Here is a 23053-nt window from a genome sequence, read left to right on the forward strand (position 1 = left end):
CCCTTGACCCTGACGAAATGAACACTTATATATGTCGCCTCTCGCCGTTAAGGCGTCACACGTTTACGTAAATTGCAGAAGGATAATATGGGCAAATCTTTAGTTATTGTGGAGTCGCCGGCAAAAGCGAAGACCATTAACAAGTATTTGGGCAACGATTACATCGTGAAGTCCAGTATTGGCCATATCCGCGATTTACCAACTAGCGGCAGCAGTAAGGCGAGCCCGGTCGATGCCAAGCAGCGCGCCAAAGCGGCAGCATTGACGCGCAAAATGTCACCAGAAGAGAAAGAGATTCATAAAAAGACCAAGGCGCGTGAGCAATTGGTTGGACGTATGGGCATTGACCCTGATAACGATTGGAAGGCGCGCTACGAAATATTACCGGGCAAGGAAAAGGTCGTTAATGAACTGAAAAAATTGGCCGAGAATGCCGACACTATCTATCTCGCAACGGATTTGGATCGCGAGGGAGAGGCAATTGCGTGGCATTTACGCGAGTCAATTGGTGGTGATGATAGTCGCTACAAACGGGTGGTCTTTAACGAGATTACCAAGAAGGCGATTCAGGCCGCGTTTGAAAAACCAACCGAACTCGATATTGATCGTGTTAATGCGCAGCAGGCTAGGCGCTTCCTAGACCGCGTTGTTGGCTATATGGTGTCGCCATTGCTGTGGGCGAAAATTGCACGCGGCCTATCTGCTGGGCGTGTGCAGTCAGTTGCGGTGCGCTTAATTGTGGATCGTGAAAAGGAAATCCGCGCGTTTATTCCGGATGAGTTTTGGCAAATTCACACTGACAATGCCGCGCCAGCGGGTAAATTGCGTCTGGAAGTTAAAAAACAGGCTGGTGAAGCGTTTAGACCAGACAATGAAACCGATGCCATGGCGGCAGCGGCGGCGCTAAAAAATGTTGAGTACAAGGTTAGCGCCCGCGAGGACAAACCAACCAAGAGCCACCCCGGCGCCCCATACATAACGTCGACGCTACAACAGGCTGCAAGTACCCGCCTAGGCTTCGGGGTTAAGAAGACCATGATGATGGCACAGCGTCTCTATGAGGCGGGTTACATCACCTATATGCGTACCGACTCGACCAATTTAAGTGCGGATGCCGTAACGGCGTGTCGCGATTATATTTCGTCCAATTTTGCTAAAGCGTATTTACCTGACGCGCCGCGTTCGTATTCTAGTAAAGAAGGTGCGCAGGAAGCGCATGAGGCGATTCGTCCGTCGGACGTTAACGTTGAACCGACCCAATTGGCGGGGATGGAGCGTGATGCTGAACGCCTATACACCCTAATTTGGCGGCAGTTTGTGGCGTGCCAAATGGCCTCAGCCGACTTTACGAGCACGTCGATCACCGTGGCTGCTGGCGATTTTGAGCTTCGCACCCGCGGCCGAGTAGTGCGTTTTGACGGTTTTATGAAGGTGCAGCCGCCGGGCGTTGCTAAAAAAGAAGATGATCAAGAGTTGCCCGATGTGAAAGTGGGTGAAAAGCTCGAGCTTCTGAAGGTCGATCCGACGCAACACTTCACCAAGCCATCGCCGCGCTACTCTGAGGCTGCCCTGGTAAAAGAATTAGAAAAACGCGGCATCGGTCGCCCATCCACCTATGCGTCGATCATTTCGACTATCCAAGATCGCGGTTACGTAAAAGTTGAGAATCGGCGTTTCTATGCGGAAAAAATGGGCGATATCGTCACCGACCGCTTAGTTGAAAGCTTTAGTAATCTTCTCGATTACAGCTTCACTGCGCGTATGGAAGAGTTGCTGGATGCGGTAGCTTCTGGCGATAAGAACTGGAAATTGCTGCTCAATGAATTCTACGTCGATTTTCGCAAGACGCTTGAAGCCGCTGAGGCCAGTGACGCGGGAATGCGTCAAAACACGCCGACTGGCACTGATATTCCGTGCCCAAATTGCGGTCGCGATATGCAAATTCGCACCGCGAGTACCGGTGTATTCTTAGGTTGTTCAGGCTATGCACTGCCCCCGAAAGAGCGATGCAAACAGACTATAAACTTAGTGTCTGGCGATGATTTTGTCAGTATCGACAACGATGACGACGAAGCGGAATCTAAATTACTGCGCAGTAAAAAACGCTGTAAATTGTGTAATACCGCGATGGATAGCTATGTCATTGATGCCTCGCGCAAGCTGCATATTTGCGGTAATAACCCCGATTGTTCAGGCCACGAAATTGAAGAGGGAAGCTTTAAAGTTAAGGGCTATGAGGGGCCGCTTATCGAGTGCGATAAGTGCGGTGCCGATATGCAATTAAAAACCGGGCGCTTTGGGAAATATTTTGGCTGTACCGGCGAGGAGTGCAAAAACACGCGTAAATTGCTGCGCAGTGGCGAAGCAGCGCCACCGAAAATGGACCCTGTACCGATGCCGGATCTGAAGTGTGAGAAGGTTGACGACCACTATATTTTGCGCGATGGCGCGTCCGGTCTATTTCTTGCCGCCAGTGGTTTCCCGCGCAATCGTGAAACCCGTGCGCCGTTGGTAAAAGAGATTTTACCGGTTCGTGATCTTGTTGATGAGAAATACGCATTTCTTTTCGATGCGCCGGTGAAAGACAAACAAGGGAACGACACGGTTATTCGCTACAGCCGCAAAACTAAAGAGCAGTATGTGCAGACCGAAGTGGATGGCAAGCCATCTGGTTGGGCTGCTTTCTATGAAAATGGTAAGTGGGTTGTGCGTGAAAAAGCAGCTAAAAAAGCCAAGGCCGCTAAATAAGATGTTAGCGGCGATGCTTGGGCTCAACGGGCTGGGGTAACAATGAAAGAAAGTTTTCGCGGGCAGAGTAATCTACACATTTATTTTGCCGAACAATACCTCGCGCAACTAGAGACGACAGACAAGTCTGAGTGGGGCGGGCATTTTCATCGCGCCACTGCTGAATCACTGATTTGGCAGCTTTTACTGGCCTACCAGTGTCACTTGGCGGACCTCCTTGAGCAACAGCCTAAGTTTGGCTTGCGTGTGCCAGCAGGGCATTTTAACGCCAGTTCATTTACTTCAGCGGAGCTTCCCCCAGAGATTTTGGAGTTGGCCGATCGCGAAGTGCATTCTACGTGGCTTAAGTCCTTAGTCGATTATCCGTTTTTGCAAACCACAGCCTCATCGCCGTCGGGTCTTATTGCCACTGATGCAGTCCGCATGGAGCGCATTGAATTAGATTTTGCAGATTGCCTTGCAGAATTGAAATCGGTGATCGCTAGACACCGTGCGACCTTAATGGAGTATTGATGCGGTTGGCGTCAGGCTGGGCGGATTTGCTACAATAGAGTGAACAAAAGCGCCGCGTTGGCGTTGGTAATATCAAGGATATTTTAGTGCTGTCATATTTAGAACTCGTCGAGCTTGCCAATGGAGATATTGTCTTACAGCGATCAGAAGGCGATGAAAACCCCTTGGTGACGATCAAATTCTCAAAAGAGACCCGCGAGCACATTGTGGGGTCGGTGCTAGATGTTGCGCGCGCTATGGTACAAGCAGGCATCGAAGCTGCCGCGATGTCAGCGGGTGACGACGGCTTTGTGGACGAGGATGATATTGATGATGAAGACGATCTACAGTCAGATACTAAGATCGTCCATTAACGGCTTCAGTAAAGGTCTCGGACTTTAAGACTGCATAAAGATAACAAGGCACTCCGCAGATCCAGCGAGGGCAGCCGCTTCTAAGGCCTGTCTTTCATCATCTCTCAGCGGTCTATCAAGCATAATGGCGACGGTGTGACTTTTACCGCGCTCCAGTGCTCTAATCCCAATTTCGCTCAAGTCGCGCTTACTATTAGACACCACCTGCAGAATTTTTTGACCCTGTAGATGGCTGTCCGCACTTAGCAGTGGCTTTAAAGGTCGGTCTGCAACCCAGCACAACCAGCGTTGATCAGCATTACTGCTTAATTCAATCATCATGGCCGCAAGCATGGGGCGAGATAAGTGTGCGTCGCTGCGCATAGTGATCTCGGTAACTTGGCTGCCGCTCGCTTCAGTAGCGGGGGTGTAATGTAGGGGCATTTGTTCTAGACAAGACATAGTATTAACTCCCGCGGCGCAAAACACCGACACTTAGGCCTTCGATCGCAAACTCTTGCTCTCGTAAATCTACGTCAATCGGTGCGTAATCTGGATTTTCAGCAATCAGCGATATATGAAATTTACTTTTTTGCTGTTGAAAGCGTTTTACCGTGACTTCATCCCCAATCCGCGCAACCACGATTTGACCATTGCGGACATTCGTCGTGCGATGGACCGCGAGTAGGTCGTCGTCAAAGATGCCAGCATTGATCATGCTGTCGCCTTTGACTCGGAGAAAGTAGTCCGCGCTGGGCGAGAAAATAGAGCCGGGCATATCGCAGTAATCTTCGATATGCGCTTCGGCGAGAATGGGGTTGCCGGCTGCAACTCGGCCAATGATGGGTAGACCCAAGCTTTCAGGGAGGCGAATACCGCGTGAAGCACCGGCGATGATCTCTATTGCGCCTTTGCGTGCAAGGGCTTTGAGATGTTCTTCTGCGGCATTGGGTGACTTGAAACCAAGTTCTCTGGCGATGTCTGCCCGAGTCGGCGGGTAGCCAGTTTCGCCGATATGATCTTTAATCAATTGCAGAACTTCACTTTGTCTGGCGGTCAGCTTTTCCATAAATTTGGCATCTGGTTACTTATACAGTAACTGTCATTATATACAGTATTATTTGGATGGCAATAGCATTTGTGGATTTAGCAAATAGGAGGGTAGATATAAGAAAAAAACCTGCAGTAGCAGGTTAAAAAAAGGAGGGTGTAAGCTGGAGGCTTGGTCTGCGACGATCGCGGCGGTACTAGTATTCGTCGGTAATGCCGTTAACGATATCTGATTCAATCTCAGACAAGGGGTTCCAACTTTCCGGTACCATGGTGTCATCTAGAAAACGGTAATCATCGTCGCTTAGTTCAAAGGCGTTTCGCCAATCTTCCGGTTCTTCGACGATATCTAAATTGAGTTGATCCCAGCTGTCCAAATCGTATTGGCATAGTTCACCATCGATTAGCTGGGCTTCCACTGAGTCGCTATCGTCGTCGACAGCGACGACTTCAAATAATTGGCCGGACTCAATATCCTTGTACCAATAACCAACTTGGGGTCTTATAGTCGCCATGATTTTTGCCTCCGTTGATATACGATTCCCAAACTAACACTTAACAAATCGCTGTCTAGTAGGTATTTTTCACGGCTAGTTTGGTGTCGCGCTGGGGTTCTTTCTCAGTCTTCAATATAATTAGCTTTAGATTCAGGCGCATAGCTGAATTTTCTGATGCAATTTTGCAGTTTCTTATTTGATTTTTATGGTTCATTTGTCTAAGCGCGTGTCGTTTAGAAATGAAATTGTATAGCAGTGTAATGAGGATGCCCCAATGCTGGAGCAGTGGTGGACAAATTTTCAGCCAGAAGAATACCCCTGGCTGGGCGAAGTGTTTGTGCTGGTACTTATTTTATTGGCCCTGAACTTGATTTTGGGGCGATTAGTTGCGCATCTCACTAAGAAGTTTGAAAAAACTCATAATCTTTGGGATGACGCTTTGCTAGAGGCCTCTAGGCGTCCGGCACTTCTTATGATCTGGGCTGTGGGCGGCAGCCACGTGCTGGAGGTAATTGGCGAATCCACTGACGCCGAGGTGTTTTCGGCCTTAGATTCCCTGCGTGCGGTGGGGGTTGTAGTGATTCTGGCGTGGTTCCTAGTGTCCTTGGTTAGACAGGTTGAGAGACGATTGCTGTCTGATGAGTACACTACACAGGACGAGCCGATCGATCAAACGACGGTAATGGCGCTGGGTAAGCTGGTGCGATCTGCGGTTATTATTGTGGCGTCACTAATGGTGTTACAAAACCTCGGATATAGTATTTCCGGTGTGCTGGCGTTTGGTGGGATAGGCGGCATCGCGGTTGGTTTTGCTGCAAAAGATTTGCTGGCGAATTTTTTTGGCGGATTGATGGTGTATTTAGATCGCCCTTTTTCTGTGGGAGACTGGGTGCGTTCACCAGATAAGAATATAGAGGGCACGGTTGAGAATATCGGCTGGCGGCAAACGCGTATTCGGACCTTTGATCAGCGTCCGCTCTATGTGCCAAATGCTACCTTTTCGCAAATTTCAGTAGAAAACCCCTCGCGAATGTTGAATCGTCGAATTCATGAAACGATCGGCGTGCGCTATCAAGATGCGGCAGTGCTACCTGAAATTATTACCCAAGTGCGAGCCATGCTTGAGGATCACGCGGACATCGATTTAGGCCGGACGCTGATTGTTAATTTTAACCAATACAATGCCTCGTCTTTGGATTTCTTTATTTACACCTTTACCAAAACGACAAAATGGGTTGAATATCACGAGATCAAGCAAGATGTCTTGCTGAAGATTCTCGATATCATCCACGGTGTGGGTGCTGATGTGGCATTCCCAACGACCACCGTGAAGCTCGATCCTATTTCCATTGAACGCGCGCAAGAGCGCAACACGGAGCAAGTTAATGAGTAAAACAATTGCGGTAATCGGAGGCACGGGTTTGTGTGACTGGCCGGGTGCCGAAGTGCTCGATGAAACAGCGGTGGAGACAGAGTACGGCGCCCCCAGCGCTTTGCTGCAGCGTATTCGTTACGAGGGGGCGGAGTTTTTGTTTTTGGCTCGCCACGGCAAGGGCCACCAAATTCCACCGCACGCGATTAATTATCGTGCAAATATAGCGGCCTTGAAGCAAGCAGGAGTTGACGCCTTGGTGTCAGTGAATGCAGTGGGTGGTATTAGCGAGAGATTCGTAACGGGAGTTATTGCCATTCCCAATCAAATCAATGATTACACATGGGGGCGTGAGCATACCTTTTTCGACGGTAGTAATGGCAAGGTAGAGCACATCGATTTCAGTTATCCCTATAGCCAGGATTTGCGCTCGCGATTGGCCAACGCCGCAGTGGATGCGGATATCGCATTTGAAGATTATGGTGTGTACGCCGTGACCCAAGGGCCGCGTTTAGAGACCGCTGCCGAGATCATTCGTTTGGCGCGCGATGGTAACGACATTGTGGGTATGACGGCGATGCCTGAGGCAAGTTTGGCGCGTGAGGCGGGCATCGAGTACGCCTCTGTGGCGCTGGTGGTAAATCCAGGCGCTGGCTTGAGCGATAACATCATTACCATGGAAGATATTCAGACTGTTATTGATACCGGCATGCTGCAGGTAAAATCAATTCTAGCGCATTGTATCGCGGCCTATTGAGCCGCGTTTTCCTCACCGCTAGCTTGCTCAGCACTTATCTTAGAGACTTTAATAATGACGCCAAAGCGCGGGTGATCGATAAAATGTAGCTCGTTGCTACGCATCCGCCTCTCTTGCTTCATCACCACAATGCGATCGATTGGCGAGTCGCCACTCTGGGCTTGCGTTTGACTCCTTTGTGGCGAGTAACCGGGATTCTGTTTTAAAAATTCCGCGTACTCAGGGCTCGATTCAAAACTTTCATCGACAAATCCGGACTCTTCTTCAGGTTCATCAAAGCTCAAGGGCTGGCGGGGTAGGTAATAGTTTCCTCCGCGATTGCCAAAACTGCTCAGCCACAAGTTGGTATCCAGGTGCAGATAGCGTTCAACTGCGACGCGAATATAACCCTCAAGCTCGTAGTGATTGCCGCTTTGTTTGCCGCCTTGAATGAGTATCGCGGGTGATTTTTTACGTGCGGTCAAATCTTGCTGCCAGCTTGTTTGAAGTAGCAGCTTGTAGCGGGAAGAGAGACGCAGCGATCGCAGAGTTTGGGCAAACTCCGGATCCATATAGTCGACTTTTTGCGGAGAGCTTGCGCTGCTAGAGATACGAGTCCAGTTGCGCGGGTAGCGCAGGTGGAGATTGTCTGGCCAGTCCTCTTCATAAAGGCTAGCTTGTTCGTTATTGGCAAATACGACGAGGTCGATGTGGAAGCGATTGTCATTTTGACTTAGTGCGACGCCACTGAAGGTGAGCACAAAAACGGCCAGTAATGCGCGCAAAGGGCGGCAGTCAATGTGGCGTCGAGAAGGTGTGGTCATAATCGCAATGTCTCTGTTTTCTTGTCACTCGGTGACGATCTACTTTTTCAGGGAAGACTATCTCAGTTCTAGCGACTTGGTGCCAGTTTTGCCAATAAGGCTTCGATAAAATCGAAACGTTGCTGGGGCTCTTCCATAGCGTGTTTAAATTTAAGGGCGGTTGCGCCGTCGAGCTGATACGTCGCTGGTGCTGACTGTACCATTTTAACCAAACTTAGCGGTTCTACACGGGTGTTTTCTGCAAACTCTATACGACCGCCACCGGCGGATGCTTCTATTTTACTTAGACCTAACTCAACGGCCTGCAGCCGCAGTTCGCCGCAGCGGAATAAGTTTTTCACCTGATTGGGCAGCAGGCCAAAACGGTCTATCATTTCTACTTGCAGCTCTCTAAGGGCGTTACTGCTGGTCGCGCCGGCAATACGTTTATACAGCATGAGTCGGCTTTGCACATCTGGCAGGTAGTCGTCGGGTATCAGTGCGGGTAGTCGCAAGTTAACTTCTATATGGTCTTCGTCGCTATTTTCTAAGTTAATTTTCTTGCCGACTTTAATGGCTCGCACTGCGCGGTCGAGCATGTCCATGTACAAGGTAAAACCAATGGTGTGTATCTGCCCGCTTTGGCCTTCACCCAGTAGCTCGCCGGCACCGCGGATTTCCATGTCTTGGGTGGCAAGTGTAAAGCCCGCACCAAGATCATCGGCTTCGCTAATTGCCGTTAAGCGCTTTTCGGCATCGCCGGTTAATTGTTTGGCGGGCGGGGTTAATAAGTAGGCATAGGCTTGGTGGTGAGAGCGACCGACTCGCCCGCGCAATTGATGCAGCTGTGCTAAGCCAAATTTGTCAGCGCGATCAATAATAATGGTATTGGCATTGGGTACGTCGATACCGGTTTCTATAATAGTCGAGCACACCAATACGTTGTGGCGTTTGTGGTAAAAGTCGCTCATGACTTGTTCGAGTTCGCGCTCGCGCATTTGGCCGTGACCAATGCCAATGCGCAACTCGGGAATCATTTCTTGTAAATCTCGTGCGACTTTCTCAATGGTTTTGACTTCATTGTGCAGGTAATACACCTGACCACCGCGCAATATTTCCCGCAGGATAGATTCCTTGATAAGTGCCGGATCTGATTCTCGCACAAAGGTTTTTACCGACAGCCGGCGTGCCGGTGGTGTGGCAATAATCGATAAGTCGCGAATGCCCGCCATCGACATGTTCAGGGTGCGGGGAATGGGGGTCGCTGTGAGGGTAAGCACATCGACTTCTGCGCGAATGTTTTTTAGCGCTTCTTTCTGGCGAACACCAAAGCGATGCTCTTCATCAATGATCACTAAGCCGAGATTTTTGTAGACAATATCGTTGCCGAGCAACTTGTGGGTGCCAATCAATATATCGACTTTGCCTGCCGCAAGGTCGGCGATAACCGCTTTCTGTTCTGCTGCACTGCGAAACCGCGATAGCACTTCGATATTTACGGGCAGTTCGGCGAAGCGATCGCGGAAAGATTCAAAGTGCTGCTGGGCCAAGAGGGTGGTAGGGACCAGAATGGCAACCTGGGTATTATTTTGCACGGCGACAAAGGCGGCCCGCACGGCGACTTCGGTTTTACCGAAGCCCACATCGCCGCAGACCAATCTGTCCATTGGTTTGATCGATTTTAAATCAGCGATAACGGCTTCGATGGCGGTTTGCTGATCCGGCGTTTCTTCAAAGGGGAAGGCGTTGGCAAATTCGTAGTAGTCCTCATCGCTCAGCTCGAACGAGCGCCCTTGGCGGGCCTCTCGGCGCGCGTAAATATCGAGCAGTTCGGCGGCCACGTCTCTAATTTTCTCGGCCGCTTTGCGTTTTGCTTTGCTCCACTGGTCGGTGCCTAAGCGATGGAGCGGGGCGAGCTCGTCATCAGCGCCGCTATAGCGACTAATCAGCTGTAGTGATGTCACCGGCACATATAATTTGGCGCCATCGGCGTATTCAAGGCTTAAAAACTCATTGGCTTGATTGTCGATAATTAAAGTTTGCAGGCCCAAATAGCGACCGACACCGTGGTCGGCGTGAACAACTGGAGCACCAACGCGCAATTCCGCCAGATTTTTAACCACATTTTCTGCGGTGTTACTGGCCTTTTTGCGTCGCCGACTTTGCGATACCCGCTTGCCGAATAGCTGGGATTCGGCAATCAGTGCAAAGGGTTTGGTGGCGCTGCCCGAAATGCCTTCGTCGAGCGGTGCGATAGTGATATTAATGCTGTCGCTACCCGTCGTAAATTCGCGCCAACCGCTGACCGGCTTAGGTTTGAGCTTATGCCTGGTCAATAAATCGATAAGTGCTTCGCGCCGGCCAGCTGATTCTGCGCAAAATAGAACGCGGCGGTCGCGGCAGTATTCTCTTAGCGCGGCGATTGGGTCGTCTTGTTTGCTGTCGATGTTGAGTGGTGGCGAGGAGTCGATGGCAAAATTATAGCTGCCTGCGGAATCCGGCAGTGTTGCCTCGCTAATGGTCACGCGTGGATAGTCTTTTAGTCTTGAAAAAATTTCAGGCACAGTTTGGAATACGGTGGCGGGTGGCAGTACCGGCCGTCGTATATCGCCTATGCGCTGCTCGTAGCGCTGCTGGATGTCTTGCCAATAATGTTCGGCAGCGCCTTCTATGCCCGCGCTGCTAAGCAGCCAGCTATTGGCGGGGAGATAGTCGAAGAGGGTGCCGGTTTGCTTGAAAAACAAGGGCAGGTAGTACTCGATGCCGGCTGGGGCAATGCCGTCGCTGACATCTTGGTAGATAGGGCATTTGCGGTGGTCAACATTAAAACGCTCGTGCCAATTGCGGCGGAAGAGGGTGATGCCGTCTTCATCCAGGGGTAATTCTTTGCCTGGCAGCAAGTTGATGTGCTTGACCGACTCAATGCCGCGCTGTGTTTCAGGGTCGAAGCTGCGCAGACTGTCGATTTCTTCGTCGAGCAAGTCTATGCGGTAAGGTGATTCGCTACCCATCGGGAAAATATCGATAATCGCACCGCGACTGGCGTACTCCCCGTGTTGGTAGACGGTGTCGACGTGGCGGTAGCCGCTTTTTTCTAATTGTTGGCGGAAGCTGTCAATGTCGAGGGTTTGACCGACATTGAGAATCAAGCTGTGCTTGCTGACGTAGTCCGGTGGAGCAATGCGTTGCATTAATGTGCTGATCGGCGCCACCAAAATGCCGCGTCGCATGGTGGTAAGTTCGCTTAGAGTCCGCAGGCGTTCCGAAACAATGTCTTCATGGGGAGAAAAATTATCGTAGGGCAGCGTTTCCCAGTCGGGCAGCAATTTTACTGGCAGCCCCTCTGCGAAAAACTGCATGTTTTGTTCTAGCTGGTAAGCCGAGGCGGTATCTGCTGTGAGTAGTAAAACCGGCGCATCGAGCGAGCTTGCTAGCTCTGCGGCCAGTAAGCCGTGGCTGGCAATGGGAATTTGGCCCCAGTGAAGGGCGCCACCTTTGGGCGGTTTTACGATGGATGGTAATGCGATCACAGGCAAAATTCGACTTCTTCAGCGGGTCAGCAGGGCATTGTAACCTGCAAATGGTAGTTATTACATTGCTTCGCGGCGCTTCGGCAGTTGAACTCAGGGGCAGTAATAAAGATAATACGCGCTCAATTTCTCCCCCCGTAAGCAAAGGGTATCTGCCGTGACTGAAAGAAGACGTGAGCGTCCTGATGATTACTTCGCCGACTGGAAAGAACGTGAAGCATTAGCAGAGGGGATGATTCCCCTGATTGGTAAGTTGTACCGCGCCAATAACGTTAAGACCTACATCTATGGAAAGAATCTGGTTAACCTTTCGGTTCTGGATATTATGCAAGCGCACCGCTTTGTGCGTCAGGTAGAGCAAAACGAACTATCTGAATTTGAAACCTTTCCTGTCATTCAGGCATTGGCTACCTTGGACTTGGGTACAGCGCATATCGACGCTGGCCGTATCGCTGCTGCTTACGAAGAAACCGGTAAGCCTGCAGGTCAATCTGTAGAAGAGTTTGTTCGCAGCCAAGTCGCAGGTTTGATTGGCGGCGCTAAGGAGCCTGTTCGCCCGGCTCGCGATGTTGTCCTGTATGGCTTCGGTCGTATTGGTCGCCTAGTGGCGCGCCTCTTAATAGAGAAAGCGGGCGGCGGTGAAAACCTGCGCCTTAAGGCGGTTGTTGTTCGTCACGGTGGTGCTGAAAACGATCTAGTTAAGCGCGTTAGCTTGCTGCGCCGCGATTCGGTGCACGGCCCATTTAACGGCACTATTCGTGTTGACGAAGATCGTCAGTCGTTTGTTGCTAACGGTGTTGAGGTTAAGGTTATTTACTCTAACTCCCCGTCTGAGGTGGATTACACCCAATATGGCATTAACGACGCCATTCTCGTTGATAATACGGGTAAGTGGCGTGACTCAGAGGGTTTGTCAGTACACTTGGCCTGTCCTGGTATTTCAAAAGTTATTTTGACTGCGCCTGGTAAAGGCGATATGAAAAATATCGTTCACGGCGTAAATAGCCACGAGATACTTCCGACAGACACCATTATTTCTGCCGCGAGCTGCACAACTAACGCGATCGCGCCGCCGCTCAAAGTGTTGGATGATAAATTCGGTGTTGAGGGTGGTCATGTAGAGACCGTGCACTCGTATACCAACGACCAAAACTTGATCGACAATTACCACAAAGGTGATCGTCGTGGTCGAAGTGCACCATTGAATATGGTTATCTCTGAAACCGGTGCAGCGAAGGCGGTGGGTAAAGTGCTTCCGCAATTATTGGGCAAGCTCAGCGGCAATGCCATTCGCGTACCGACCCCCAATGTTTCATTAGCTATTTTAAAGCTGAACTTGAAAACTGAGACCACAACTGAAGAGTTGAACGAGTTTATGCGTCGTGTGGCACTGCATTCGCCGCTGCGTAAGCAAATTGACTACTCTAATTCTCCAGAAGTTGTATCAAGTGATTTTGTCGGTTCTCGCCATGCCTGCGTATTTGACAGTGAGGCGACGATCGTAAACGGCAAAAGCGCAGTGTTGTACTGCTGGTATGACAATGAGTTTGGTTACAGCTGTCAAGTTCATCGAATTCTAGAGCAGATGGCCGGTGTGGAATACGCGGTATATCCTCAGGATTAACCGTTACCATGCCAGTTTAAGCGAAAGCTCAAGCTGGCATGGCTGCAAATGTTTGCTAAGTTGGCCTTTATCGTAGGTCTCCCTGTAGCAAGCAGATCAGCGAGTCTTTATACTTGCGACAGTTTTTTAATGCGCTGCTAAAAATAGTATCCGCATATTTTCCAGAGCGCTTTCGCGCTCCGTTTACGCAAATTTGCAATTTCGCGTTTAACCATAAGAGTGTTAGGCAACCTTATGATCAAAATTACCAGGGGTCTTGATTTGCCCATATCGGGACTACCCGATCAGCGTATTGAGCCTGGCTCAAAAGTGCGTTCTGTCGCGGTGGTTGGCTTCGATTACGTTGGTATGAAACCAACGATGGCGGTTAAAACCGGCGATCGAGTTAAAACCGGTCAGGTTTTATTTACTGACAAGAAAAACGAGGGCGTGCGATACACTTCGCCGGCAACAGGACTTGTTTCTGCAATTAATCGCGGCGAAAAAAGGGTGTTGCAGTCTGTTGTGATTGATGTGGAGGACGACGAGTACGAGAGTTTCGCCAAGTACGACGCGTCAGCACTGCCCACGCTAACTGCTGAGCAGGTTACCGAGAATCTTGTTGAATCTGGTCTTTGGACCGCGTTCCGCACACGTCCGTTTAGTCGAATTCCGGCCATTGGTAGCAGTCCAGCAGCTATTTTTGTCACGGCTATCGATACTCATCCCCTAGCGGCAGATCCTGCGCTTATTATCGCGCAGTCTGAAGGCGCCTTTACCAATGGTCTTGAGCTTTTGTGCCGCCTAACTAGTGGCAAAGTCCATTTGTGTGTAGCGCCAAGCAGCAGTATTCCAAGTTTAGATAACGATCAGTTACATGTTGCGGAATTTGGTGGCGTTCACCCGGCAGGTTTGGCTGGCACCCACATTCATTTCTTAGAGGGTGCTAGCGCGACTAAGATTGTTTGGTCTATTGGCTATCAAGACGTTATTGCTATTGGCAAATTATTTACTACTGGCAACTTAAACACGGATCGCGTGGTGTCACTGGCGGGCCCACAAGTTGAAAAGCCGCGTTTGATTGCAACTCGTTTGGGCGTCAGTCTCGATGAGCTTTGTGCTGGCCAAATTGCGCCTGGCAATAATCGTGTTATCTCTGGCTCGGTACTTGGTGGTCGAACAGCGCGCGGCGCAACAGCGTTTTTAGGGCGCTACCACAACCAAGTAACGGTATTGGCAGAGGGCAACCAACGCGAATTCATGGGCTGGTTGTCACCTGGCGCGAATAAGCATTCATCTTTGCGGATTTACTTGTCTCAGTTTTTCAAAAAACGTATCCCTTATACGACCAATACCAATGGTAGTGAGCGAGCCATGGTGCCGATCGGGGTGTACGAGAGTGTAATGCCGTTGGATATATTGCCAACGCAGTTGCTGCGATCACTAATTGTTGGTGACACCCAAGCGTCGCAAACCTTGGGTTGTTTGGAATTGGACGAGGAAGACCTCGCGCTATGCACCTATGTTTGCCCCGGCAAATATGAGTTCGGGCCGATCCTTCGCGACAATTTAAGCCGCATAGAGAAAGAGGGTTAAATCATGGGGCTGAGAAAATTTCTCGATGATATCGAGCCGAATTTTGAGAAAGGCGGTCGTTTCGAAAAATGGTATGCGCTGTACGAAGCAGCGGACACTATTTTTTATTCGCCGTCGTCGGTAACTAAAACAAACGCTCATGTGCGTGACGGCGTTGATCTTAAGCGCGTTATGATCACCGTTTGGTTTTGCGCATTTCCGGCTATGTTCTACGGTATGTGGAATATCGGCTTTCAAGCTAACCAAATCATGCTCGACATGGGGCTTGCAGCAGGGGAAGGCTGGCGCCATGTAATGATCTCTATGATGGCGGGTTACGATCCGACCAATATTTGGGACAACTTCTGGCATGGCTTCTGGTATTTCATCCCTGTTTACGCAGTAACATTTGTTGTTGGTGGCTTCTGGGAAGTCTTATTTGCAATGAAGCGTGGACACGAAGTCAACGAAGGTTTCTTTGTTACTTCTATATTGTTCGCGCTGATATGTCCGCCTAGCATTCCACTGTGGCAAGTCGCACTGGGTATTAGCTTTGGTGTCGTTATCGGCAAAGAAGTATTTGGCGGGACGGGTAAAAACTTCTTGAACCCCGCACTGGCTGGCCGCGCATTCTTATTCTTTGCCTACCCTGCAAGTATGTCTGGCGATGCGGTTTGGACTGCGGTTGACGGCTTTACTGGCGCGACGCCATTGTCGGTTGTTGCCAGCGATGGCTTAGCTGTGCTGGAACAGCAAATGTCTTGGATGGACGCTTTCATAGGTAATATGCACGGCTCCATGGGTGAGGTGTCTACCTTAGCGATCTTGATTGGTGGCGCAGTCTTACTTTGGACGCGTATCGCTTCATGGCGCATTGTGGCAGGCGTATTAATTGGTATGTTTGCACTGACGACGCTGTTTAATTCAATGGACAGTGGCAGTAACTTGATGATGGCCATGCCTTGGCATTGGCATTTAGTCTTGGGCGGCTTTGCTTTTGGCATGATGTTCATGGCAACTGATCCCGTTTCGGCTTCGATGACCAATACCGGTAAATGGGTTTACGGTGCCCTTATTGGTTGCATGGTGGTGTTAATTCGTGTCGTCAATCCCGCCTTCCCCGAAGGTATGATGCTAGCAATACTGTTTGCCAACCTGTTTGCACCTTTGATTGACCATTTTGTTGTGCAAGCGAATATCAAGCGGAGGTTGGCACGTGGCTAGTAACGATAGTATTAAGAAGACCTTATTGGTCGCAGTGACACTGTGTATTGTGTGTGCACTGGTAGTTTCAGGTGCCGCAGTACTGTTAAAACCCGCTCAGGTCGCCAATAAAGCGCTAGACCGCAAAGCCAATATTTTGGCCGCAGCAGGTTTGCTTGTGCCGGGCGAAAGTGTGGAGTCACAGTTCGAACAGGTCACCACCCGTATTGTTGATCTGCGTACGGGCGAGTATAGCGACGAAATGCCGATTGAAGGTTTTGAGCAAATGCGGGTAGCTAAAAACCCTGCCACCTCTATTGCTTTGGGTGAAGATGATCAGGCAAAAATCAAGCGCCGTGAAAATTTTGCCATGGTGTACTTGATAAAAGATGGCGATGAGCTTCAGAAGATCATTCTGCCTATCCGCGGTTACGGTCTGTGGTCAACGCTATACGGATTTTTGGCATTAGAAAGTGATTTTACAACCGTTGCCGGACTTGGCTTTTATGAGCACGGTGAAACCCCTGGTCTTGGTGGTGAGGTAGATAATCCGCGCTGGAAGGCGCTCTGGCCAGGCAAAGAAATTTATCAAGACGGTAATGTCGCCATTGACCTCGTTAAAGGTAATGTCGATGAAAGCACACCAAATGCAAGCCACAAGGTCGATGCACTTTCAGGTGCAACCTTGACCAGTCGCGGTATTGCTAACCTGTTGCAATTTTGGATGGGCGAGTTGGGTTATCAGAAGTTTCTTGAAAATCTACGTTCAGGGGAGGCATAAGCCATGTCTACTATGAAAGAGGCATTGACATCGCCAGTCTTTAAAAATAACCCGATTGCTCTGCAGATCCTCGGGATTTGTAGTGCTTTGGCTGTGACTTCGAGTTTAAAAGTTACCTTGGTTATGTGTATATCTGTGACTTTGGTTACCGCCTTCTCAAGTTTGGCGGTATCGAGTATTCGCAATCACATTCCCGGCAGTATTCGTATTATCGTACAAATGGTCATTATTGCATCGCTGGTTATTGTGGTTGATCAGTTCCTAAAGGCGTATGCCTTTGCGATCAGTAAGCAACTGTCGGTATTTGTTGGTTTGATTATAACTAACTGTATCGTAATGGGGCGCGCCGAAGGCTTCGCGATGAAGAACCCGCCGATGGCCAGTTTTGTTGACGGCATTGGTAATGGTCTTGGCTACAGTGTCGTACTTATCGCCGTTGCCGTGGTGCGCGAGTTATTTGGTTCAGGTTCATTATTGGGCTACCAAATTCTTCCGGTCATCACTGAGGGTGGCTGGTATGTGCCGAATGGTTTGTTGTTGTTGCCACCTAGTGCATTCTTCTTGATTGGTATTTTTATTTGGATACTTAGGTCTGTAAACAAAGAACAGATTGAAAAAGAAGAATTTAAAATTACTAAAAATACTCGCAGCGTTAAGGAGGCTTTTTAATGGAACATTATATCAGCCTGTTTGTGCGCTCGGTTTTTATCGAGAACATGGCCTTAGCGTTCTTTTTAGGCATGTGTACATTCCTCGCAATTTCTAAAAAAATCCAAGCCGCTATTGGTTTGGGTATTGCGGTAATTGTGGTCATGGCGCTGACTGTGCCTGTAAACAGCCTTATTTATAACCACTTGTTGCGCGAAGGTGCCTTGGCTTGGGCAGGTTTTCCGGATGTGGATTTAAGCTTCCTGGGCTTGTTGAGCTATATCGGTGTTATCGCGGCTATCGTTCAGATCATGGAGATGGTGTTAGATAAATACGTGCCTGCTCTGTACAACGCGCTGGGCGTATTCTTACCGCTGATTACCGTTAACTGCGCGATCATGGGTGGTTCTCTCTTCATGGTAGAGCGCGATTACAATTTCTCTGAGTCGGTGGTGTATGGCGCCGGCGCGGGTACTGGCTGGGCGCTGGCGATTATGGCGCTGGCAGGTATTCGCGAAAAGTTAAAATACAGTGATGTACCTGAAGGCTTGCGTGGCCTGGGTATTACTTTTATTACTGTGGGTTTGATGTCCTTAGGCTTTATGTCCTTTGGCGGCATTGATCTTTAACCGAGACGAACTGGAGACCTTGTAATGAATACAGTAGTTATTCTCGGTGTGGGGATGTTTACAGCGATCGTGTTGTCGCTGGTATTTATCATCTTATTTGCACGCTCGCGTTTGGTAAGCAGCGGCAATGTCACTATTGAGATCAATGGCGAGAAAACAATTACCGTACCGGCGGGCGATAAGCTGCTTAATACCCTGTCTGGTCAGGGCGTATTTTTAGCTTCTGCCTGCGGTGGTGGCGGCAGCTGCGCGCAGTGTAAGTGTATTGTTAATGACGGTGGCGGCTCCATGCTCGCCACTGAAGAAGCGCATTTTAGTCCCCGTGAAGCCCGAGAAGGCTGGCGCTTGTCCTGCCAGACACCGGTTAAGCAGGACATGAAGATTGAAGTGCCTGAAGACGTATTTGGCGTTAAACAGTGGGAGTGTACGGTTGAGTCTAATCCCAATGTGGCAACGTTTATCAAAGAATTAACGCTCAAGTTGCCGGAGGGAGAGAATGTTAACTTCCGCGCTGGTGGTTATGTTCAGTTAGAGTGTCCTCCACATCACGTGAAGTATTCTGACTTTGATATTCCGGCGGAGTACAAAGGTGACTGGGAGCGTTTTGGCTTCTTGAACGTAGAGTCTAAAGTGGAAGAGACGGTAATCCGTGCCTATTCCATGGCGAACTATCCAGAAGAGCGCGGTATTGTTAAATTCAATATTCGCGCGGCGACGCCGCCACCAAATAATTTGTCGCTACCGGCTGGGCAAATGTCGTCTTGGGTGTTCAGTCTTAAGCCCGGCGATAAAGTTAAAGTATATGGTCCTTTCGGTGAGTTTTTCGCCAAAGAAACCGATGCGGAAATGGTGTTTGTTGGCGGTGGCGCCGGTATGGCACCAATGCGTTCACACATTTTTGATCAGCTTAAGCGTCTTAGCTCCAAGCGTAAAATTAGCTTTTGGTACGGTGCACGTTCCATGCGCGAAGCGTTTTACGTTGAAGAGTACGACAAGCTGGCCGCTGAAAACGACAATTTTGAATGGCATTTAGCTTTGTCTGATCCGCAGCCGGAAGATAACTGGACTGGTAAAACGGGCTTCATCCATCAGGTACTTTATGAAAATTACTTGAAGGATCATGACGCGCCAGAAGACTGCGAGTTCTATATGTGCGGGCCGCCAATGATGAACTCAGCGGTGATTAAGATGCTGGAAGATTTGGGTGTTGAAGCTGACAATATTCTGCTCGATGATTTCGGTGGTTAATTTTACCCCGCGCCTAATAAAAGCAGCCTTCGTGCTGCTTTTATTCATTCTGAGCGCCTGTTCTCCGGCACCGCCTGAATACATGCGCCTCAGCGGCATGACCATGGGCACGAGCTACCATATCACCCTGCGCAACCCCGGTGACTGGACGGCCAAGTCTTTACAGCAAGCACTGGATGAGCGCCTAGCGGCATTTAATCAAATTGCCTCTACCTACATTCCAGATTCTGAACTTAGTCGCCTAAATGCGATGCCTGCGGGCGAGTGGCGTACATTGACGCCAATGCTATTTGATATTTTCGTGGTGTCGATTGAAGTTAGTTGGTTGAGTAACGGTGCGTTTGATGTGACGGTAGGGCCCTTAGTCGATCTTTGGGGATTTGGGCCAGAGAAGCACGAGGGCACCCCAGACGATGCCGCGATTACAAAAGCACTTGCAGAGGTGGGCTTTGACCGTATTGAATTAGATATGGCCGAGCATAAGCTTAAGAAGAACGCAGAGCTGCGTATAGACCTTTCGGCTGTTGCAAAGGGCTACGGGGTTGATGCGGTCGCGCTGTGGCTAGAGTCTCTGGGAAGCACAGATTACTTGGTTGAGATCGGCGGAGAAATGCGGTCCGCAGGTTTAAGCCCGCGCGGTGATCAATGGCGTATAGGGGTTGAAAGCCCTGATTTAGAAGCCGATAAAACCACGCCAATTTTGCTCGGTAATATTGGTGTCGCCACCTCGGGTGATTACCGCAATTACTTTGAAGAGAATGGGGTGCGCTACTCGCACACCATAGACCCTCGCACAGGTAGGCCGATCACCCATAATTTGGCGTCGGTAACAGTTCTCGATCCGTCCTGCGCCTTTGCCGATGCAATGGCGACGGCATTTTCCGTGCTTGGCGGCGATAAAACAATGGAATTGGCGGAACAATTAGACATTGCCGTTTACCTAATAGAGAAGACCGAGAACGGCTTTAGCAGTCGCTATAGTTCGTCTTTTGCACCGTATTTGGAACAGGAGAAGTAATATGGCCACTATTTTTGCAGCGATTGTGGTGATGCTCTTAATTGTTGGCGCCATGTCGATTGGCGTATTGATGGGCCGCAAGCCCATTGCCGGTTCCTGCGGTGGTGTTGGCGCAGCGCTTAGCGACCCTGATTATATTTGCGATCTCTGCGGCAATGATCCAAATAAGTGTGTGGAAGAGAACGACAAGTCTAAGCAGGTTGCGACGAAAACAGAATTTTACGACGCTAGTTGATTTAAACGTCGGACGTCAGACGTCCGACGCGTTTTTCCACACTGCCACTCGCGCCAAGTAGGCTTTCCTCGCTATCTCCATATCCTTCAAAAACACATCCAGCTCATTGAGCGTAAGCGCCTGTGGTCCATCGACCAATGCTTTTTCCGGCGCGGGATGAAAATCAACTAATACCATATTTGCGCCCGCCATGACGCCTTGGGCAGTGGCGTGGCAGAGTTCGAGTACGCCATCGGGCGCCACATCTCGACTGCCCACCGAGTGTGACGGATCTATACAAACCGGCATTCTGGTGAGGCGTTTCACCGTGGGAACTTGGGCGAAATCGACCATATTGCGGTGGGGGGCGCCGAACTCGCTTTTCATGCCGCGCAGGCAAAAAATGACTTGGCTATTTCCTTCGCTGGCGAGGTATTCCGCCGCGTTTAATGATTCACTTAGACTAATGCCAAAGCCGCGCTTGAGCAGGGCAGGGTATTCACTTTGTTTGCCAATGGCTTTAAGCAACTCGAAATTTTGGGTGTTTCGGGTGCCAATTTGCATAATCACGCCGCAGGGATTGCCCGCATCCTGCAAGGCCTGATCAATCTCCGCCATATGACTTTCGTGAGTGACTTCCATGGCGATCACTTTGATGCCGTATTTTCCTGCTAAATCGAACACCCAGGGCAGGCAATTTTTACCGTGTCCTTGGAAGGCATAGGGATTGGTGCGAGGTTTGTAGGCGCCCATCCGTGTGCAGTCCAGGCCGTTTGCCTTTAGCGCAATCATCATCTCTTCAACATGCTTGGGATTGTCTACAGCGCAGAGTCCCGCAAAAATATGAAGGGAGTCTTGGTCAAAATTAAGGCCTTTATATTGGAAGCCGGTTTTGCGTTGCAAATCTTTGTGACGGCCTAGAATACGGTACTCTTCAGAGATTCTAATGACTTTTTCGACCGCGGGGAGGGTTTCAATCTCTTCGCTACTGAGTGCAAGCGTATTGCCGATTAGATAGATTTCATGGAGTTGCTGCTCCTGACCGCTAACTTGATGATGTTTTATGGTCACACCAGACAATTGCTGGAGATGGGCGAGGGTTTTAATGTAGGCGGGGTCAGTATCTTTAGTATTAGGGTGGAGAATCAAAAGCATGTCACCGTCCTCTCAAAAATTGATGCTGTTCGGGCGCGCAGTTGCAGCTTAATAATTGTGATGGGCACTGCGCAATACCTTAGTACCTAGTGATAGTATAGGCGCAGATTGCTAACTTGGAATTTCGTAATTACTACTATGGCCGTTCCGCTATTTTTACGCATTGGTCTTCGCTATTTTCATCGCGCCTCCGGCAGTGATCGATTTTTATCGTTGGTGTCGTGGTTTTCTCTATTGGGGATGTTGATCGGTACGGTGTCATTGATTGTGGTGATGTCGGTCATGAATGGTTTTGAGCGCGAGTTACAGCAGCGCGTGCTGTCTGTGGTTCCCCACGGCTATATCGAAGGTCCCCAGCAACGTCTCACAGGCTGGCGTCAGTATATTCAGGAGATTAGCGCTAGCGAGGGCGTGAGTGGCGTCGCTCCTTATGTCGGCGGCAAAGCGATGCTGTCGGAGTCGAATCGACTGCGCGGTGTTGCCTTATATGGCATAGAGCCTAGCCAAGAGCGGGCAGTATCGGCGGTCGCCGAGCATATGGTGGTGGGGCAGTACCTCGCCGATGCTAGCGGCGAGTACAACATTATCCTTGGCGATATTTTGGCTCGCCAGCTCGGGGTGACGGTCGGTGATGATCTGACGGTTATTTTGCCCAAGGTGACGGTGACCCCGTTTGGTTTATTTCCCCGCGAAAAGCAGTTTCGGGTAAGCGGCGTCTTCAGCGTCGGCGCGCAGCTGGACGCAAGCAGTGCTTTTATTCACATTGCAGATGCACAGCGACTGTATCAATTGGGGGATGACGTCGAAGGCTTGCGAATTCAGCTGGCTGATATGTTTGCCGCGCCGACCATATTACCTAAGCTCGCTGCAAAACTACCTGAGGGCAGTGTGGCGGTGAGCTGGGGCGATAGTCAGGGCAGTCTTTTTCATGCGGTAAAGATGGAAAAGCAAATGGTGCGTTTACTGTTGTTATTCATAGTCCTGATAGCCGCGTTTAATATTGTTTCTATTCTGAGCATGGCGGTGTCTGGCAAGCGCGGTTCAATCGCGGTGCTTCGTACCATGGGTGCGACACCGGCGACGATCATGGCAACATTTGTGGTCTATGGTATGGCGACGGGTATTATTGGTTTGTGCTTGGGCTTGATTATTGGGGTGCCTTTGGCGATGAGCGTCGGTGATGTCGTGGCGTGGCTGGAAGGACTCAGTGGCATGCAAATTTTTAATCCAGATGTTTATTTTATTACGCATTTACCCTCGTATTTGCAGTGGTCCGATGTGGCTGTTGTGAGCGGTTTTGCCTTGTTATTAAGTCTTTTGGCAACCTTGTATCCGGCGTGGCAGGCTTCCCGCGTGCAACCGGCCGAGGCTTTGCGATATGAATAAAGAGAGTGGTTT

21 protein-coding genes are annotated in these 23053 nt (G+C 49.8%); 15 read left to right on the top strand and 6 right to left on the bottom strand.

Annotation, left to right across the window (positions count from 1 at the left end; genetic code table 11):
- Positions 1–87 precede the first annotated feature (87 nt).
- The 3 genes from topA (at position 88) to AAC007_RS08195 (ending at position 3614) form a co-directional block, all read left to right on the top strand.
- Positions 88–2748: a type I DNA topoisomerase gene (gene topA / locus AAC007_RS08185; RefSeq protein WP_219044189.1), complete on the top strand. Its 2661-nt coding sequence runs from the start codon at positions 88–90 to the stop codon at positions 2746–2748.
- A 42-nt stretch (positions 2749–2790) separates the two neighbouring features.
- Positions 2791–3261 carry a hypothetical protein gene (locus tag AAC007_RS08190; protein WP_339675876.1) on the top strand — a complete coding sequence of 157 codons (471 nt, stop codon included), beginning with the start codon at positions 2791–2793 and terminating at the stop codon, positions 3259–3261.
- An 86-nt stretch (positions 3262–3347) separates the two neighbouring features.
- Positions 3348–3614, top strand: a complete 267-nt coding sequence (locus AAC007_RS08195; RefSeq protein ID WP_219044187.1) for a hypothetical protein — start codon at positions 3348–3350, stop codon at positions 3612–3614.
- 24 nt (positions 3615–3638) lie between these two features.
- On the opposite strand, the gene AAC007_RS08200 is transcribed toward AAC007_RS08195, so the two are convergent.
- The 3 genes from AAC007_RS08200 to AAC007_RS08210 all read right to left on the bottom strand — a co-directional run bounded on the left by AAC007_RS08200 (position 3639) and on the right by AAC007_RS08210 (position 5158).
- Positions 3639–4055: a hypothetical protein gene (locus AAC007_RS08200; RefSeq protein WP_339675879.1), complete on the bottom strand. Its 417-nt coding sequence runs from the start codon at positions 4053–4055 to the stop codon at positions 3639–3641.
- A 4-nt stretch (positions 4056–4059) separates the two neighbouring features.
- Positions 4060–4662, bottom strand: coding sequence for a transcriptional repressor LexA (gene lexA / locus AAC007_RS08205; RefSeq protein WP_219044185.1), 603 nt, complete (start codon positions 4660–4662; stop codon positions 4060–4062).
- Between the two features lie 178 nt (positions 4663–4840).
- The gene (locus AAC007_RS08210; protein WP_255558468.1) at positions 4841–5158 is read right to left on the bottom strand and encodes a DUF6763 family protein; all 318 of its coding nucleotides are present in this window, start codon (positions 5156–5158) and stop codon (positions 4841–4843) included.
- 256 nt (positions 5159–5414) lie between these two features.
- On the opposite strand from AAC007_RS08210, the gene AAC007_RS08215 reads away from it, so the two are divergent.
- Together AAC007_RS08215 and AAC007_RS08220 are read left to right on the top strand one after the other, a co-directional pair.
- Positions 5415–6533, top strand: coding sequence for a mechanosensitive ion channel family protein (locus AAC007_RS08215; protein WP_296434219.1), 1119 nt, complete (start codon positions 5415–5417; stop codon positions 6531–6533).
- Positions 6526–7269 (top strand): S-methyl-5'-thioinosine phosphorylase, encoded by a 744-nt coding sequence (locus AAC007_RS08220; RefSeq protein ID WP_339675883.1) that lies wholly within the window; start codon positions 6526–6528, stop codon positions 7267–7269. Before AAC007_RS08215 ends, AAC007_RS08220 begins: the two co-directional genes overlap by 8 nt.
- Here the strand turns inward: AAC007_RS08220 and AAC007_RS08225 are convergent.
- Complete coding sequence (locus tag AAC007_RS08225) at positions 7263–8072, bottom strand: CsiV family protein (RefSeq protein ID WP_295872998.1); 810 nt, start codon at positions 8070–8072, stop codon at positions 7263–7265. The two genes, AAC007_RS08220 and AAC007_RS08225, sit on opposite strands and share 7 nt — an antisense overlap.
- A gap of 68 nt (positions 8073–8140) precedes the next feature.
- A complete protein-coding gene (mfd, locus tag AAC007_RS08230; RefSeq protein WP_339675887.1) occupies positions 8141–11581 on the bottom strand; it encodes a transcription-repair coupling factor in 3441 nt (1146 codons plus the stop codon).
- A 157-nt stretch (positions 11582–11738) separates the two neighbouring features.
- On the opposite strand from mfd, the gene AAC007_RS08235 reads away from it, so the two are divergent.
- The 9 genes from AAC007_RS08235 to nqrM all read left to right on the top strand — a co-directional run bounded on the left by AAC007_RS08235 (position 11739) and on the right by nqrM (position 20521).
- Entirely contained in the window at positions 11739–13205 is a 1467-nt protein-coding gene (locus tag AAC007_RS08235; protein ID WP_339675890.1) for a glyceraldehyde-3-phosphate dehydrogenase, read from the top strand.
- Between the two features lie 234 nt (positions 13206–13439).
- A complete protein-coding gene (locus AAC007_RS08240) occupies positions 13440–14780 on the top strand; it encodes a Na(+)-translocating NADH-quinone reductase subunit A (RefSeq protein WP_339675892.1) in 1341 nt (446 codons plus the stop codon).
- 3 nt (positions 14781–14783) lie between these two features.
- A complete protein-coding gene (locus AAC007_RS08245; RefSeq protein ID WP_295872990.1) occupies positions 14784–15983 on the top strand; it encodes an NADH:ubiquinone reductase (Na(+)-transporting) subunit B in 1200 nt (399 codons plus the stop codon).
- A complete protein-coding gene (locus AAC007_RS08250) occupies positions 15976–16743 on the top strand; it encodes a Na(+)-translocating NADH-quinone reductase subunit C (RefSeq protein ID WP_295872988.1) in 768 nt (255 codons plus the stop codon). The genes AAC007_RS08245 and AAC007_RS08250 overlap by 8 nt, the downstream gene beginning before the upstream one ends.
- 3 nt (positions 16744–16746) lie before the next feature.
- Positions 16747–17412 (top strand): NADH:ubiquinone reductase (Na(+)-transporting) subunit D, encoded by a 666-nt coding sequence (locus AAC007_RS08255; protein WP_295872986.1) that lies wholly within the window; start codon positions 16747–16749, stop codon positions 17410–17412.
- Positions 17412–18020 (top strand): NADH:ubiquinone reductase (Na(+)-transporting) subunit E, encoded by a 609-nt coding sequence (nqrE, locus tag AAC007_RS08260; RefSeq protein ID WP_295872984.1) that lies wholly within the window; start codon positions 17412–17414, stop codon positions 18018–18020. The genes AAC007_RS08255 and nqrE overlap by 1 nt, the downstream gene beginning before the upstream one ends.
- A gap of 24 nt (positions 18021–18044) precedes the next feature.
- Complete coding sequence (gene nqrF / locus AAC007_RS08265) at positions 18045–19268, top strand: NADH:ubiquinone reductase (Na(+)-transporting) subunit F (protein ID WP_339675895.1); 1224 nt, start codon at positions 18045–18047, stop codon at positions 19266–19268.
- Positions 19269–19299: 31 nt separating this feature from the next.
- Positions 19300–20286: an FAD:protein FMN transferase gene (locus AAC007_RS08270; protein ID WP_339675897.1), complete on the top strand. Its 987-nt coding sequence runs from the start codon at positions 19300–19302 to the stop codon at positions 20284–20286.
- Between the two features lies 1 nt (position 20287).
- Positions 20288–20521 carry a (Na+)-NQR maturation NqrM gene (nqrM, locus tag AAC007_RS08275; RefSeq protein WP_295872977.1) on the top strand — a complete coding sequence of 78 codons (234 nt, stop codon included), beginning with the start codon at positions 20288–20290 and terminating at the stop codon, positions 20519–20521.
- A gap of 15 nt (positions 20522–20536) precedes the next feature.
- Here the strand turns inward: nqrM and AAC007_RS08280 are convergent, their stop codons facing one another.
- Positions 20537–21655, bottom strand: a complete 1119-nt coding sequence (locus AAC007_RS08280) for a 3-deoxy-7-phosphoheptulonate synthase (protein WP_339675900.1) — start codon at positions 21653–21655, stop codon at positions 20537–20539.
- A 138-nt stretch (positions 21656–21793) separates the two neighbouring features.
- Here AAC007_RS08280 and AAC007_RS08285 point away from each other — a divergent pair, with 138 nt between their 5' ends.
- Positions 21794–23041 carry a lipoprotein-releasing ABC transporter permease subunit gene (locus AAC007_RS08285; RefSeq protein WP_339675902.1) on the top strand — a complete coding sequence of 416 codons (1248 nt, stop codon included), beginning with the start codon at positions 21794–21796 and terminating at the stop codon, positions 23039–23041.
- Positions 23042–23053: the final 12 nt, after the last annotated feature.

Origin of the sequence: uncultured Zhongshania sp., assembly GCF_963975605.1 — a bacterium.
Taxonomy (GTDB): domain Bacteria; phylum Pseudomonadota; class Gammaproteobacteria; order Pseudomonadales; family Spongiibacteraceae; genus Spongiibacter; species Spongiibacter aquimaris.